Origin of the sequence: Pseudomonas sp. Pse35 (assembly GCF_024519715.1) — a bacterium.
GTDB lineage: Bacteria > Pseudomonadota > Gammaproteobacteria > Pseudomonadales > Pseudomonadaceae > Aquipseudomonas > Aquipseudomonas paracarnis.
This window is the reverse complement of sequence record NZ_JALJRP010000002.1, coordinates 36,098-51,405: the sequence shown is the minus strand read 5'-3', so window position 1 is coordinate 51,405 and position 15,308 is coordinate 36,098. Positions and strand designations below refer to the sequence as shown.

General features: G+C 60.5%; 13 protein-coding genes and 1 pseudogene. 6 read left to right on the top strand and 8 right to left on the bottom strand.

The window, feature by feature from the left end; genetic code table 11:
- Window positions 1-45: 45 nt before the first annotated feature.
- Entirely contained in the window at window positions 46-690 is a 645-nt protein-coding gene (gene pyrE / locus OC445_RS00960) for an orotate phosphoribosyltransferase (RefSeq protein WP_034129093.1), read from the top strand.
- A 165-nt stretch (window positions 691-855) separates the two neighbouring features.
- On the opposite strand, the gene argB is transcribed toward pyrE, so the two are convergent.
- The 4 genes and pseudogenes from argB to coaBC form a co-directional block, all read right to left on the bottom strand.
- Window positions 856-1,761 (bottom strand): acetylglutamate kinase, encoded by a 906-nt coding sequence (argB, locus tag OC445_RS00955; RefSeq protein ID WP_003213275.1) that lies wholly within the window; start codon window positions 1,759-1,761, stop codon window positions 856-858.
- Between the two features lie 19 nt (window positions 1,762-1,780).
- Window positions 1,781-3,187 (bottom strand): annotated as a pseudogene (locus tag OC445_RS00950) (phosphomannomutase/phosphoglucomutase); the annotation flags it as partial.
- A gap of 254 nt (window positions 3,188-3,441) precedes the next feature.
- Entirely contained in the window at window positions 3,442-3,897 is a 456-nt protein-coding gene (gene dut / locus OC445_RS00945; protein ID WP_034129254.1) for a dUTP diphosphatase, read from the bottom strand.
- A 5-nt stretch (window positions 3,898-3,902) separates the two neighbouring features.
- A complete protein-coding gene (coaBC, locus tag OC445_RS00940; RefSeq protein ID WP_181124484.1) occupies window positions 3,903-5,111 on the bottom strand; it encodes a bifunctional phosphopantothenoylcysteine decarboxylase/phosphopantothenate--cysteine ligase CoaBC in 1,209 nt (402 codons plus the stop codon).
- A 142-nt stretch (window positions 5,112-5,253) separates the two neighbouring features.
- On the opposite strand from coaBC, the gene radC reads away from it, so the two are divergent.
- Complete coding sequence (gene radC, locus OC445_RS00935) at window positions 5,254-5,928, top strand: RadC family protein (protein ID WP_072445639.1); 675 nt, start codon at window positions 5,254-5,256, stop codon at window positions 5,926-5,928.
- A gap of 130 nt (window positions 5,929-6,058) precedes the next feature.
- Here the strand turns inward: radC and OC445_RS00930 are convergent, their stop codons facing one another.
- Complete coding sequence (locus tag OC445_RS00930) at window positions 6,059-7,651, bottom strand: ABC transporter substrate-binding protein (RefSeq protein WP_181125432.1); 1,593 nt, start codon at window positions 7,649-7,651, stop codon at window positions 6,059-6,061.
- Between the two features lie 457 nt (window positions 7,652-8,108).
- On the opposite strand from OC445_RS00930, the gene rpmB reads away from it, so the two are divergent.
- Both rpmB and rpmG read left to right on the top strand, forming a co-directional pair.
- A complete protein-coding gene (gene rpmB, locus OC445_RS00925; protein WP_003176907.1) occupies window positions 8,109-8,342 on the top strand; it encodes a 50S ribosomal protein L28 in 234 nt (77 codons plus the stop codon).
- An 11-nt stretch (window positions 8,343-8,353) separates the two neighbouring features.
- Window positions 8,354-8,509: a 50S ribosomal protein L33 gene (gene rpmG, locus OC445_RS00920; RefSeq protein WP_003176906.1), complete on the top strand. Its 156-nt coding sequence runs from the start codon at window positions 8,354-8,356 to the stop codon at window positions 8,507-8,509.
- A gap of 149 nt (window positions 8,510-8,658) precedes the next feature.
- Here the strand turns inward: rpmG and OC445_RS00915 are convergent, their stop codons facing one another.
- Window positions 8,659-9,021: a cupin domain-containing protein gene (locus OC445_RS00915; protein ID WP_014720478.1), complete on the bottom strand. Its 363-nt coding sequence runs from the start codon at window positions 9,019-9,021 to the stop codon at window positions 8,659-8,661.
- A 230-nt stretch (window positions 9,022-9,251) separates the two neighbouring features.
- On the opposite strand from OC445_RS00915, the gene OC445_RS00910 reads away from it, so the two are divergent.
- Together OC445_RS00910 and OC445_RS00905 are read left to right on the top strand one after the other, a co-directional pair.
- On the top strand, window positions 9,252-10,745 hold the full coding sequence (locus OC445_RS00910; protein WP_003195472.1) for an aldehyde dehydrogenase: 1,494 nt from the start codon (window positions 9,252-9,254) through the stop codon (window positions 10,743-10,745).
- Between the two features lie 158 nt (window positions 10,746-10,903).
- Window positions 10,904-12,046, top strand: coding sequence for an MFS transporter (locus OC445_RS00905; protein ID WP_054919722.1), 1,143 nt, complete (start codon window positions 10,904-10,906; stop codon window positions 12,044-12,046).
- A gap of 125 nt (window positions 12,047-12,171) precedes the next feature.
- On the opposite strand, the gene OC445_RS00900 is transcribed toward OC445_RS00905, so the two are convergent.
- The gene (locus tag OC445_RS00900; protein WP_198790711.1) at window positions 12,172-13,740 is read right to left on the bottom strand and encodes a phospholipase D family protein; all 1,569 of its coding nucleotides are present in this window, start codon (window positions 13,738-13,740) and stop codon (window positions 12,172-12,174) included.
- A gap of 61 nt (window positions 13,741-13,801) precedes the next feature.
- Window positions 13,802-15,226: a PLP-dependent aminotransferase family protein gene (locus OC445_RS00895; RefSeq protein WP_197900437.1), complete on the bottom strand. Its 1,425-nt coding sequence runs from the start codon at window positions 15,224-15,226 to the stop codon at window positions 13,802-13,804.
- Window positions 15,227-15,308: the final 82 nt, after the last annotated feature.

Below are 15,308 nucleotides of genomic sequence, written 5' to 3'. Positions count from 1 at the left end.
CCGTCCACCCAATTAGCTAAATCCGTGGTATCTGAGGCTTTTTTCATGCAGGCGTATCAGCGCGATTTCATTCGTTTTGCCATCGATCGCGGCGTTTTACGCTTCGGTGAGTTCACCCTCAAGTCCGGGCGCACCAGCCCGTACTTCTTCAATGCGGGCCTGTTCAACTCAGGTTCGGCCCTGGCTCAGCTGGGCCGTTTCTATGCGGCAGCCATCGTTGAGAGCGGTATTTCCTTCGACGTACTCTTTGGCCCGGCCTACAAGGGTATTCCCCTGGCAGCGGCGACGGCGATAGCCCTGGCGGAGCATCACGGGCAGGACTTGCCGTGGTGTTTCAACCGTAAGGAAGCCAAGGCCCATGGTGAAGGTGGCAGCCTGGTAGGCGCGCCATTGACCGGCGATGTGCTGATCATCGATGACGTGATCACCGCGGGTACTGCTATCCGTGAAGTGATGCAGATCATCGCTTCCCAGGACGGCGCCAAGGCTGCCGGTGTGCTGATCGCCTTGAACCGCCAGGAGCGTGGCAACGGTGAATTGTCGGCGATCCAGGAAGTGGAGCGTGACTTCGGCATTCCGGTGGTGAGCATCGTGTCGTTGAACCAGGTGTTGCAGTTCCTGGAAGACGACCCGCAGCTCAAGCAACATTTGCCGGCTGTGCGTGCATACCGCGAGCAGTTCGGCGTCTGACACTGAATCCTGTGGGAGTGGGCTTGCCCGCGATAGCGGTGTGTCAGGCGGTGCATTTTTGCATGTACTGTCGTCATCGCAGGCAAGCCAGCTCCCACATTTGAACTGTGTACAAACAAAGGCCCCGCTCAATTCAATTGAGCGGGGCCTTTTGCTTTGCAGCGATCAAGGGCGCTTGCGGTTACTGATCAACGTACCGACACCGGTATCGGTGAAGATTTCCAACAGTATTGCATTTGGCACGCGGCCATCCAGGATCAGCGAGCTGCCGACGCCGCCCTGCACGGCTTCCAGTGCGCAACGGATCTTCGGCAACATGCCGCCGTAGATGGTGCCGTCGGCGATCAGGTCGTCTACCTGCTGGGTAGTCAAGCCGGTCAGTACCTTGCCTTCCTTGTCCATCAAGCCGGCGATGTTGGTCAGCAGCATCAGTTTTTCAGCCTTCAGTGCTTCCGCCACCTTACCGGCTACCAGATCGGCGTTGATGTTATAGGACTCGCCATTAGCACCCACGCCGATCGGCGCAATTACCGGGATGAAGTCGCCCTTGACCAGCAGGTTGAGCAAATCGGTGTTGATGCCGATGACTTCGCCCACCTGGCCGATGTCGATGATTTCCGGCTGGGTCATCTCCGGCGTCTTGCGGGTCACGGTCAGTTTCTTGGCGCGGATCAGTTCCGCATCCTTGCCGGTCAGGCCGATGGCGCTGCCGCCGTGGCGGTTGATCAGGTTGACGATGTCTTTGTTGACCTGGCCGCCGAGCACCATTTCCACCACGTCCATGGTTTGCGCGTCAGTGACACGCATGCCATCGATGAAGTGACTCTCGATCGACAAACGCTTGAGCAGGTCGCCAATTTGCGGGCCGCCGCCGTGGACGACCACGGGGTTGATCCCCACAGCCTTCATCAGCACGATGTCGCGGGCAAAGCCGGTTTTCAGCTCATCGCTTTCCATGGCATTGCCGCCGTACTTGATCACCAGCGTCTTGCCGACGTAGCGTCGAATGTAAGGCAACGCTTCGGACAGGACCTTGGCGGTGTTGGCAGCGGCTTCGCGTTCGAGGGTCATTCAGGGCTCCGGGCAAAAATCAGAACGGTAATTGGAGATCAGGGGCAACACGTTTCAACTGGGCGTGGAACACGTCCTTGATGCGCTGCAACTCAGCCTCGGTATCCGCCTCGAAACGCAGGACCAGCACCGGTGTGGTGTTGGACGCGCGAACCAGGCCCCAGCCTTTGGCGTAATCGACTCGCACACCATCAATGGTGGTCAGGTTGGCGCCTTCACCCCATTGCGCATCGTGCAATGCGTCAATGATGCTGAATTTGCTCTCCTCGGTCACATGGATATTGATCTCTGGCGTAGAAATATCATTCGGGAAGGTCTGAAACAGCTCTTCGGCCGTGGATTTCTCCTTGCTGAGGATCTCCAGCAGGCGAGCGGCACTGTAGATACCATCGTCAAACCCGAACCAACGTTCTTTGAAGAACACGTGACCGCTCATTTCACCGGCCAACAGCGCGCCGGTTTCCTTCATTTTCTTTTTGATCAACGAGTGACCGGTCTTCCACATTAGCGGGCGACCACCGTATTCCTTGATCAATGGCGTCAGGCGACGAGTGCATTTCACATCGAAGATGATCTCGGCGTTGGCATTGCGCGCAACCACGTCTCGAGCAAACAGCATCAACAGGCGGTCCGGGAACACGATCTCGCCGGTTTCGGTCACCACGCCCACACGGTCGCCGTCGCCATCGAAGGCCAGGCCGACGTCGGCGCCCACTTCCTTGACCTTGGCAATCAGGTCTACCAGGTTTTCCGGCTTGCCTGGGTCCGGGTGATGGTTGGGGAAGTTGCCGTCCACTTCGCAGAACAGTGGGATCACTTCGCAGTTCAGGGCTTCGAGCAATTGCGGGGCAATCACACCCGCTGCGCCGTTGCCGCAGTCCACCACGACTTTCAAGCGGCGGGCGAGCTTGACGTCGCGAGTGATTTCATCGGAGTAGCGCTGGAGGATATCGACCTTGGTGATGCTGCCGGTGCCGCTGGTCAAGTCGTTGGTCTTCAGGCGGGTGTGAAGGGCCTGGATCTGTTCATTGGCGAGGGTGTCGCCAGCGATGACGATCTTGAAGCCGTTGTAATCCGACGGATTGTGGCTGCCGGTGAGCATGACCCCGGATTTGCCCGCCAGTACGTTGGCGGCGTAGTACAGCGCGGGGGTTGGCACCAGGCCGACGTCGCTGACATGGCAGCCGCTGTCAGCCAGGCCCTGGATGAGTTGCTCGACCAACTCCGGGCCGGACAAGCGGCCGTCACGGCCTACCGAGACGTTGGGTTCGCCTTGGGCCAGGCTCTGGGAGCCGATGGCGCGGCCGATCCAGTAGGCGGTTTCGGCGGTCAGGGTCTTGGGGACCACACCACGGATGTCATAGGCGCGAAAAATGCTGTCGGGAAAGGTCGGGGCTACGCGGGCTGCGGTACTCATCGCGGGGGAAACTCCATCTGAAAGGGGGCAAGGCGGGCCTGATGTGGCTGGCCGGCAGGCTCAAACTGAAGGGTATGACGGCGTTTTCGGCAGAGAGTTCGTGGTGTAAAAATGCCATCGGCGCTTCGGCGCTAGCATTATTTTTACGTAGTCCCTTGATTTCATTAAAGAAATCTCGATGATTATTTCCGCGCATTCTTCATCCTGAAAAGCCGGGCGGCGGTGCGTGGCCGGACGATTGCGCCCGGCCACGTTCAGCTTAGTCAGTGACTGCCGGAATGCCCAAAACCGCCTGCACCACGTTGGGTTTCGTCGAATTCCTGTACCAATTCGAAATGCGCCTGCACCACCGGCACCAATACCAACTGGGCAATGCGCTCGCCGACGGCGATGTTGAAAGCAGTCTGGCCACGGTTCCAGCACGACACCATCAACTCGCCCTGGTAGTCGGAATCGATAAGGCCGACCAGGTTGCCTAGCACGATGCCATGTTTATGGCCCAAGCCGGAGCGCGGCAGGATCAGCGCCGCCAGGCCAGGATCGCCGACATAGATCGACAAGCCAGTGGGAATCAGGATGGTCTGGCCCGGCTCAAGGACGGTGTCTTGCTTGAGCATGGCGCGTAGGTCCAGGCCGGCGGAGCCCGGCGTGGCGTAGGCCGGCAGAGGGAATTCGCTGCCGAGGCGTGGGTCGAGAATCTTGGCTTGCAAAGCGTGCATGGACATTAAACCTGGTTCAGCCGTTGGGCGATAAAAGAGATCAGTTGGCGGGCAATCTTGCCCTTGCTGGTCTGGGCGAAAAGGGTGGCGTGCAGTTCACGGTCGATCACGCTGCACGCATTTTCCTCGCTGTTGAAGCCGATGCTCGGGTTGGCGACATCATTGGCAACGATCAGGTCGAGGTTTTTGTCTTTCAGTTTGCGTGCGGCGTAGTCCAGCAGGTGCTCGGTCTCGGCTGCGAAGCCGACGCTGAACGGACGGTCCGCACGGGTAGCGATGGTGGCCAGGATGTCCGGGTTACGCACCATTTGCAGGAGCAGGCCGTCGCCGCTCGTAGGGTCTTTCTTGAGCTTCTGCGGGGCCACGACCTCGGGTCGGTAATCCGCAACCGCTGCCGAGGCGATAAACAGGTCGCAGGGAATGGCGGCTTCGCAGGCCGCCAACATGTCCCGGGCGCTGACTACGTCGATACGCGTAACGCGATCAGGGGTCGGCAAATGTACCGGGCCGGTTATCAGTGTGACCCGTGCGCCTGCCTCGACCGCAGCTTCTGCCAACGCGAAGCCCATTTTTCCTGAGCTATGGTTGGTGATGTAGCGCACCGGGTCGATGTTTTCCTGGGTCGGGCCGGCGGTGATCAGCACGTGCTTGCCGGTCAGGGCCAGATGCTGGAAGCACTCGGCGGCGCACTGCGCCAGGTCGGTGGCTTCGAGCATGCGGCCCAGGCCGACGTCGCCGCAGGCCTGGCTGCCGGAAGCCGGGCCGAACACCTTGAGGCCGCGGGTTTGCAGGAGTTGGGTATTGGTCTGGGTGGCCGGATCGCGCCACATGGCCTGGTTCATGGCCGGTGCGATAGCGACGGTGGCGTCGGTGGCCAATACCAGGGTGGTGAGCAGGTCATCGGCAATGCCCTGGGCCAGGCGGGCGATCAGGTCGGCAGTGGCCGGGGCTATCAGCACCAGGTCGGCCCATTTGGCCAGTTCGATATGGCCCATGGCGGCTTCTGCGGCCGGGTCCAGCAGGTCGAGGTGAACCGGGTGGCCGGACAACGCTTGCATGGTCAGCGGGGTGATGAACTCACTGCCACCACGGGTCATGACCACGCGCACTTCGGCGCCCTGGTCCAGGAGCCTGCGAACCAACTCTGCGCTCTTGTAGGCGGCAATGCCGCCGCCGACGCCGAGAACGATGCGTTTCCGATACAGACGCTGCATTGGTTTGCCTTTCCAGTTCAGTGATGCCAGTTCAATGACACCTGCGATGACCCCTCCCCAGGTGAAATCGCAGGCAAAAAAGAGGGCCCTACGATAACACAGCGCCCGCCGGGCAACAGCGGAGCAGATACAGGGAGGTGGGATGAGTATTCGTGATTGGCCCGTGGCAGAGCGTCCACGGGAGAAGTTATTGGAAGGCGGCGCGGCGAGCCTGTCCGATGCCGAGCTGTTGGCGATCTTCCTGCGTACGGGGGTGGCCGGCCGAAGTGCGGTGGATCTGGCGCGCCATCTGTTGGCCCAATTCGGTGGCCTGCGCCCGTTACTGGAGGCCAGCCAGACGTTGTTCAGCCAGCATCTGGGGCTGGGGCCGGCGAAGTTTGCCCAGTTGCAGGCGGTGCTTGAGATGTCCCGGCGCCACCTGGCCGAGCGCTTGCGGGCTGACTCTGTGCTGGAAAGCCCGCTGGCCGTGCGCGAGTACCTCAAGGCACTGCTGCGCCATGAGCCCCATGAGATCTTCGGCTGCCTGTTCCTGGACTCCAAGCATCGGGTGCTAGGGTTCGAGGTCATGTCCCAAGGCACGATCGACGCTGCGATTGTCTACCCGCGACAGGTGGTCAAGCGCGCCTTGGCGTACAACTCGGCGGCATTGATCCTGTGTCATAACCATCCGTCGGGAAGCACGGAGCCCAGCGCGGCTGATCGAAAATTGACCAAGCTGCTGCAAAAGGCGCTGGACGTGGTGGATGTGCGGGTGCTGGACCACATCATCGTGGGCGATGGTGACCCGCTGTCGATGGCTGAATACGGTTGGCTGTAACGGCCCTGCCTCTGTAGGAGCGAGCTTGCTCGCGAAAAACCAGAGGGCCCCCGTGGGGTGTCAGGTTTTTCCGCGTCATCGTTGACGATTTTCGCGAGCAAGCTCGCTCCTACAGGTGGGGGGTTGTGCCTTAGGGCTTGAGGCTGACTTTCGAATAGTCCTGGCGCCCGAACGGGCTTACCAGGTACCCCTGGATGTTCTTGCGGGTCAAGGCAAACGCCGTCGGATGCGCTAGTGGCAGCCACAGCGCCTGTTGCTGGATCTGCGCCTGGGCCTGCTGATACAGCTTGCTGCGCACACCTTGCTCACTGGTGGTTTTGCCCGCGCTGATCAACTTATCAAGGGTGGGGTCGCAATAGCGGGCAAAGTTGGTGCCGGACTTCACCGCTGCGCATGAGAACTGCGGCGTCAGGAAGTTATCCGGGTCGCCGTTGTCGCCGGCCCAGCCCATGAACAGCAAGTCGTGCTCGCCGGCCTTGGCGCGGCGGATCAACTCGCCCCATTCGATCACGCGAATCTCGGCCTGGATGCCAACCTTGGCCAGGTCGGCCTGCAACAGTTGGGCGCCGAGGTTCGGGTTGGGGTTCAGCAGGCTGCCCGTAGGGCGGGTCCATATTGTGGTCTTGAAGCCGTCCTTGAGCCCGGCGCGGCCCAGCAGCGCCTTGGCTTTGGCGAGGTCCTGCGGGTAGCCTGGCAACTCCTTGGCATAGCTCCAAGTGTTCGGCGGGTAGACACCGTTGGCTGCTTCGGCGGTGCCTTCGAACACGGCCTTGAGGTAGCTGCCCTTATCAAAGGCCAGGTTGATCGCCTGGCGCACTTCGGGCTTGTCCAGCGGTGGGTGCTGGCTGTTGATGGCGACGAACGCGGTCATGAAGGCGGCGGTTTTTTCCACCTTCAGCGCCGAGTCTTTTTCGGCCTCGCCCACATCCAGGGGCTTGGGTGACAGGGCGATCTGGCATTCATCGCGGTGCAGCTTCTGCAGGCGTACGTTGGCGTCCGGGGTGATGGCGAAAATCAGGTTGTCCACCGCCGGTTTGCCGGCGAAGTAGTCCGGGTTGGCCTTGTAACGCACCACGGCATCTTTCTGGAAACGCACGAACACAAACGGGCCGGTGCCGATTGGCTGGCTGTTGAGCTTCTCGGGTGTGCCGGCCTTGAGCAATTTATCGGCATATTCAGCCGGATAGATCGACGCAAAGCCCATGCTCAGTGCTGGGAGGAAGGTGGAATCGGCATGGTCGAGGGTGAAGCGTACGGTCAGTGGGTCAAGGGCGTCGATTTTCTTGACCAGTGCCGGCAATTGCAGGGATTGGGCGTGAGGAAAGCCGCTCTGGGCGATCTTGTGCCACGGGTTGGCCGGGTCGAGCATGCGCTCGAAGCTGAAGCGTACATCTTCGGCCGTCAGGGTGCGGCTTGGGCTGAAATAGCTGGTGCGATGGAATTTCACATCGGGGTGCAGTTTGAAGGTGTACGTCAGCCCATCGGGCGACACTTCCCAGCTATCTGCAAGGCTCGGTACCAACTTGCCACTGGCCGCGTCGAATTCCACCAAACGGTTCATCAGCACGTCGGCCGAGGCGTTGGTGGTGGTCAGTGAGTTGTACTGCACCACATCGAACCCTTCGGGGCTGGCCTCGGTGCATACGCTCAAGTTGGTGGCCGCAACGGCCATCGGCGCAATAAAGAGAGGGGCAAGCAATAGCGGTAGGGCAGCGAGGCGCATATTCGGTTTCCTGTGCAGATCGAAGGCCCATCTGCGAGTGCAGTCTGGAAAAAGCCTACCGTAGAGGTCTGATTGATAAATGACTAGCCCATTTTTGCCTGTGCTTTTGGCCAAAATGCTGTTTTGATGGCGCCTCAGCGTGTTTCGCCGTGCACTTCCCTGTGACCGCAGACGTTGTAAATCATTCTGTGCGACGAGCGGTCGGCTGTTACAGCGGCCCCTCCTGGCAGCGGTTCAGGCACTTGTGGCCAAGATTTACGCTGCTAAAAGTACACAGGTTGTTGTTGCACTGGGGTCTTTCTGGTATAAAGCAGCGCTCTTTTCTAGGGGCCCGGTTCCTTCACTGTAGGTGTAGCCGGTAAGACCCTAAAGAAACGCGGCGCCTGGCGCCAAATGACTGAGAGATTAAGCGGCCAACCCATGCCGGGTTGGGCATGTGGTTTTAGAGGGCTGAGGCATGTCGAGAGTCTGTCAAGTTACCGGTAAGGGTCCGGTGACTGGGAATAACATTTCCCACGCAAATAACAAAACCCGTCGTCGTTTCCTGCCGAACCTGCAGCATCACCGCTTCTGGGTTGAAGAAGAGAAACGTTTTGTTCGCCTGCGTGTATCTGCTAAAGGCATGCGTATTATCGACAAGCGTGGCATCACTGTCGTGCTGGCCGAAATCCGCGCCGCTGGCAAGATCTAAGGAGCTCTATCATGCGTGAATTGATTCGAATGATCTCTAGCGCCGGTACTGGTCACTTCTACACTACCGACAAGAACAAGCGTACTACCCCGGACAAGCTCGAAAAGAAAATGTTCGACCCGCGCGTTCGCAAGCACGTGATCTACAAAGAAGGCAAAATCAAGTAATTGATTTTCTTCCTTGTGAAAAAAAGCCCGTATCTCACGATGCGGGCTTTTTTTTGCCTGATCGTTCCCACGCTCTGCTGATCGTTCCCACGCTCTGCGTGGGAACGCCGTCTCGGACGCTCAGCGTCCCGTTGTCGATCAATCAATGATCAGGCTTTCTCTTCAAACACCACGTAGATCTTGCGGCACGCTTCCAGCACTTCCCAGGTACCACTGAAACCGGCAGGGATCACAAAGCGGTCGCCGGCCCGCAGTGTCTTGGCATTCCCCTCGGCATCGCGCAACACCGACACGCCTTGCACGATCTCGCAGTACTCATGCTCGGTGTAATTGACCTTCCACTGGCCCACTTCACCTTCCCAGACGCCGGCGTTCATCTGGCCGCATGGGCTGTTGTAGTGGTTGTAGAGTGTCTGCTCGGGATCGCCCTTGAGGATTTTCTCGGCGGCAGGGCGGTAGCGTTCGGGGGCGGTGTTGGCTTGGCTGAAATCGACGATGTCCTGGATGCTCATGTGCATTTCCCGTCTGGCCTGCGGTTGGAGAGCCCAAAGTCTATGTTTATTAAAATGAACATCGCAAGGGCGTTTGCCGCCGTTCTGTCAAATATATTGAAACATCCCCAGCCGCTGGTTTAGGGTGGCAGCTGCCTTGAGCCGAACAGCAGGCTGGTCGGGCAAGCATTCGTGATGGCGCCGGGATAAACCTCCCAGGCCCTTGTATTCAATAAGAGGAGGACACTCGCATGACCACCCTGACCCGTGCCGACTGGGAACAACGCGCCAAGGCTCTGAAGATCGAAGGCCGCGCCTATATCAATGGCGAATACACCGCCGCCGTTTCCGGTGACACCTTCGAATGCATCAGCCCGGTGGATGGGCGCTTGCTGGCCACTGTCGCCAGCTGTGATGCCAGCGATGCCCAGCGCGCCGTGGAAAATGCGCGTGCCACTTTCAATTCCGGCGTGTGGTCGCGCCTGGCACCAGCCAAGCGCAAGTCCGTCATGATCCGTTTCGCCGCGCTGCTCAAGGCTAACGCCGAAGAGCTGGCGCTGCTTGAAACCCTGGATATGGGCAAGCCCATCAGCGATTCCCTGAACATCGACGTCCCCGGCGCGGCGCAAGCCCTGAGCTGGAGCGGCGAGGCGATCGACAAGATCTACGACGAAGTCGCCGCCACGCCCCACGATCAACTGGGCCTGGTGACCCGCGAGCCCGTCGGTGTTGTTGGCGCCATCGTGCCGTGGAACTTCCCGTTGATGATGGCGTGCTGGAAACTCGGCCCGGCGCTGTCCACCGGCAACTCTGTCATCCTGAAGCCGTCCGAAAAATCCCCGCTCACCGCCATCCGCATCGCCGCGTTGGCCGTTGAGGCTGGTATTCCAAAGGGCGTGTTCAACGTGCTGCCTGGCTATGGTCACACCGTCGGTAATGCCCTGGCGGTGCATATGGACGTCGATACCCTGGTGTTCACGGGCTCCACCAAGATCGCCAAGCAACTGTTGATCCGCTCCGGCGAGTCGAACATGAAGCGTGTATGGCTGGAAGCCGGTGGCAAGAGCCCGAACATCGTGTTTGCCGACGCGCCGAACCTGCAAGCGGCGGCCGAATCCGCCGCCAGCGCCATTGCCTTCAACCAGGGCGAAGTCTGCACTGCCGGCTCGCGCCTGCTGGTCGAGCGTTCGATCAAAGACACCTTCCTGCCGCTGGTGATCGAGGCCCTCAAGGGCTGGAAACCCGGCAATCCACTGGACCCAGCCACCACTGTGGGTGCATTGGTGGATACGCAGCAGATGAACACCGTGCTTTCGTACATTGAAGCTGGCCACGCCGATGGCGCCAAGCTGGTCGCGGGTGGCAAGCGCACCTTGGAAGAGTCCGGCGGCACCTACGTCGAGCCGACGATTTTCGACGGCGTGACCAATGCCATGAAGATCGCCCAGGAAGAGATCTTTGGCCCGGTCCTGTCGGTGATCACTTTCGACAGCGCCGAAGAAGCCATCGCCATCGCCAACGACACCCAATACGGCCTGGCTGCGGCGGTGTGGACGGCGGACATCTCCAAGGCACACCTGACGGCCAAGGCGCTGCGCGCCGGCAGCGTGTGGGTTAACCAGTACGATGGCGGCGACATGACTGCACCGTTCGGTGGTTTCAAGCAGTCGGGTAATGGCCGCGACAAGTCGCTGCATGCATTCGACAAGTACACCGAGCTGAAGGCGACCTGGATCAAGCTCTAAGCAACACTGCTGATCCCCCTGTAGGAGCGAGCTTGCTCGCGAAGAACCTGAAGGCGCCGCGTTTATCCAGCATGAACGCGTCATCGTTAACGTTTTTCGCGAGCAAGCTCGCTCCTACAGTCGTTTTGCGAAGCAGAATTATTCACAGGAGCGTGGCAATGCGTTGGGCGACATATTTCGCCGTGCTGGCGTCGGTACTCAGCGTTGGCCTGGCCCTGGGTGTCAGCATGCCGTTGGTATCCCTGCGTCTTGAAGGCTGGGGTTATGGCAGTTTCGCTATTGGCGTGATGGCGGCGATGCCGGCATTCGGCGTACTGCTAGGTGCCAAGGTCTCCAGCCGCATGGCGTCCTGGCTCGGCACTGCCAACCTGATGCGCCTGTGCCTGTGGGCCGGTGCGGTGTCCATCGGCTTGCTGGCGATCCTGCCCAGCTACCCGGTGTGGCTGGTGCTCAGGCTGATGATCGGGGTGATCCTGACCATCGTATTTATCCTGGGTGAAAGCTGGATCAACCAATTGGTGGTCGAGCAGTGGCGTGGCCGCCTGGTGGCGCTCTACGGCTGCAGTTATGCCTTGAGCCAACTGTCGGGGCCGTTGCTGTTGGGCCTGATTGGCACCGACCATGACTACGGCTTCTGGGTCGGCGCGGGCCTTTTGGTGCTGGCGCCGCTGCTGTTGCTGGGACGTACCGGCGCGCCGACGGCGGATTCGTTCAGCGTGACCTTTGGCGACCTGTGGCGCTTTTGCCTAGGCCTGCCGGCGATTGCCTGGGCCGTGGCGTTGTTTGCTGCGTTTGAGGCGATGATCCTGACGCTGTTGCCGGTGTACTGCCTGCAACAGGGTTTTACTGCCGAGATCGCCTTGGCGATGGTCAGCACGGTGGTGGTGGGCGATGCGTTGCTGCAATTGCCCATTGGCGCGCTGGCCGACTATCTGCCGCGACGCACTCTGTTTCTGGCCTGTGCACTGCTGTTGCTGGCGTCGAGCCTGGCGGTGCCGTTATTGATGCACACCTTGCTGATCTGGCCGGTGTGGGTGCTGTTCGGCGCCAGTGCCGGCGGGTTGTTCACCTTGTCGCTGATTTTGATTGGCGAGCGCTACCGCGACGATGCGTTGGTGCGTGCCAACGCTCACGTGGCGCAGCTGTGGGGCATTGGCTGCCTGATCGGGCCGCTGGTGGCAGGAGCGGGCAGCCAGTGGATCAGCGGGCATGCGCTGCCGCTGTTGATGGCTGCCGGGGCGCTGGGGTTGGTGGTGCTGTTGCTGCGCCAGGGGGCTTTCGGCGCTACGCAGCCGGCCTGACCTTTAAACGCGGCCAATGTGGGAGCTGGCTTGCCTGCGATGACGGTTTGTCAGCCAGCTGATTTGTTGTCTGGCACACCGCTATCGCGGGCAAGCCCGGCTCCCACAGGTGATCCGCAGGGGTTTTAGAGCATGCGTTCCAGGCCAACACTGGTGGCGAACCAGGCGTTGAACCGCCGCCACCAACTGCCCGGTTCGCGCGTCAGAGTGTGCATCTGGCCGTTGTCTTCTGTCACCCACACCACTTGGCCGTCCTGCAGTTTGGCCTCATAGCTCAACGCTGGCGCCATACCTTCCAGCGCCAGGTTGCGCACGTGTTCGGCCAGTTCGGGGCTGTCCACCAGTACGCCGACTTCGGTGTTCCACAGCACTGAGCGCGGGTCGAAATTGAATGAGCCGATAAACGACTTTTCTCGATCGAAAATCATCGCCTTGCTGTGCAGGCTGGAGTCCGAGCCGCGCCAGCTGCCATGCCGAAACAGGTGCGGGCCGCTGCTTGCGCTGGGGTCGCCCGGTTGCCGGCGCAGCTCATAGAGCTTTACCCCGTGCTCCAGCAGCGCCTTGCGATACGGCGCATAACCGCCGTGCACGGCCGGTACGTCGGTGGCTTCGAGTGCGTTGGTCAGCAGGCGCACCGAAACACCCGCATCGGCACGCCCTGTGAGGTAGACCAGCCCAGGTTGGCCCGGTACGAAGTAAGCCGAAATCATGATCAGCTCATGGCTGACACCCGCCAGCTCTGGCGCCAGCTGAGTGGTCAGCAGCAGTCGAGGGTCGGGGTCGGCCTTGGCCAGTACCTTGCTCGGCGCGTCCCACAGCGCCTGGTTCCAGGCCCAGATCAACTCGCGGCGCCAGATGTCCATGCGGGGCTGGGTCTGGTAAGTGCGCAGGCGGTTATACAGCGCGTGGTTCTGTTGACGGGACTGATCCAGGGAGGCTTCAAGGCGCCCGCGGGCGACGGCGAGGTCGACCTTGGAGGGTTTGTTCGAGACGAAGTCATCGATAGGCTTGCTCAAGGCGCTGTTCCAGTACTGGTCGAAGCTGTGACCCAATTGCTCGGCCACCGGCCCGACGCTGAGCATGTCGATATCGGTGAAATTCAGGTTCGGTTCGGCGTCAAAATACTCGTCGCCCAGATTGCGCCCGCCAACGATGGCCACGCTGTTATCGGCCAGCCACAGCTTGTTATGCATGCGCCGGTGTTGCAGTGACAGGTTGAATACACGGCCCATGGCGCGCGTGACGCCGGTGCTACGGCCCAGATGCAGCGGGTTGAACAGGCGTATCTGCACCTTGGGATGGGCGGCGAGGGTGGCGATGATCTGGTCGAGGCCATCGCTGGTGGTGTCGTCCAGCAGAATCCGCACGCGCACCCCGCGGTCGGCGGCCTTGAGCAGTTCGTCCACAAGCATGCGTGTGCTGATGCCGTCGTGCACGATGTAGTACTGCAAGTCGAGGCTGGTCTGGGCGTTGCGAATCAACTCGGCCCGAGCCATGAAAGCCTCACTGCTGTTGGGCAGCAAGCGGAAGCCCGAGCGTCCTTGGTAGGGGGCGGCCTGGGCCTGGATCGAGCGACCGAACGAGGAGTCCTTCGCCGGCAGGGCATCGCTGGGGATGCGCGGGGTGTCGACCGTGGCACAGCCGCCCAGGGCCAGGGCTCCCAGCAGGCAAAACGGTAAAAGCCGTCGAATCATCAAGGAAACTGCTTCCAGGTCAGGGCGGTTGTGGCATATGACGGCATTTGCTCGGGAAAGGTCAGTCCGCCGTCTCTTCCAGCATCTTGCGTGCAGCGGCACCTACCTTGCGCACGGCCTCTTCAATCTGCGGCGTTGGCTTGGCAGCGTAGTTCATGCGCAAGCAGTTACGGTACTTGCCGGAGGCGGAGAAGATACTGCCTACAGCCACCTGTACACCTTGTTCCACCAGCACGCGGTTGAGCTTCAAGGTGTCGAAGCCCTCCGGCAGCTCAATCCATAGCATGAAGCTGCCCTGGGGCCGGCTGGCGCGCGTGCCAGCGGGGAAATAACGGCTGACCCAATCGAGCATCAAGTCGCGATTACGCTGGTATTGGGTACGCATCCTACGTAAATGAGGCTCGAAATGACCGCCTTTGAGGAATTCGGCAATGGCAATCTGCGGCTGTGTGGCCGTAGAGCCGGTGCTGATGTATTTCATGTGCAGCACCCGCTCCAGATAGCGTCCCGGTGCGACCCAACCAATGCGCAGGCCGGGCGCCAGGGTTTTGGAGAACGAGCTGCACAGCAGCACACGGCCGTCTTCATCGAAGGATTTGATGGTGCGCGGGCGTGGGTAGCTGTAGGCCAACTCGCCATACACATCGTCTTCGATAATCGCCACGTCAAAGCGCTGGGCCAGGGTCAGCAAGGCGCGTTTACGGGCTTCCGGCATGATGTAGCCCAAGGGGTTGTTGCAGTTTGGGGTGAGCTGGATGACTTTGATCGGCCACTGTTCCAGCGCCAGTTCCAAGGCCTCCAGGCTGATGCCGGTGAGCGGGTCGGTAGGGATTTCCAGGGCTTTCATGCCCAGGCCCTTGAGGGTCTGCATGGCGCCGTGGAAGCTGGGCGAATCCACCGCGACGATATCGCCGGGCTCACAAATCGCGTGAATGCTGGCGGAGAGGGCTTCGTGGCAACCGGTGGTGATCACGATGTCTTCGGCGCTCAGTTGGCAGCCGGAGTCCAATGACAGCCGGGCGATTTGCTCACGCAGTTCCATACAGCCAAGGATATTGTCGTAATACAGCCCCGGCAGGTCTTGGCGCCGGCTGACACGGGCGAGGCTACGCAGCAACGGCTTCAAGGTAGGCGACAATACATCCGGCATGCCTCGGCCCATCTGTATGACGTCTTTGCGCGGCACCGCACGAATCAGTTCCAGCACCAGGTCCCATTGGGAGATTTCCACTGGTCGTTGGGCCGGGCGGCCTATCTCGGGCAGTGCCGGTAGTTCACGGCCCACCGGAACAAAATAGCCCGACTTGGGCTTGGGCATCGCCAGGCCGTTGTCTTCGAGCAACCGATACGCCTGCTGCACGGTGCTCAGGCTTACCCCATGTTCCACACTCAAGGCCCGCACCGAGGGCAGTCGATCGCCCGGACGATAGAAGCCCTGTTCAATACGGGTGCCGAGCAATTCGGCGAGGTTGACGTAAAGGGTCATGGGTGGTCGCTCCCGAGGGACCAGTACAGATAGGGGGAAAATACAGGATTCAACCACTCAAAGGCAGCATCTGTATGTATTT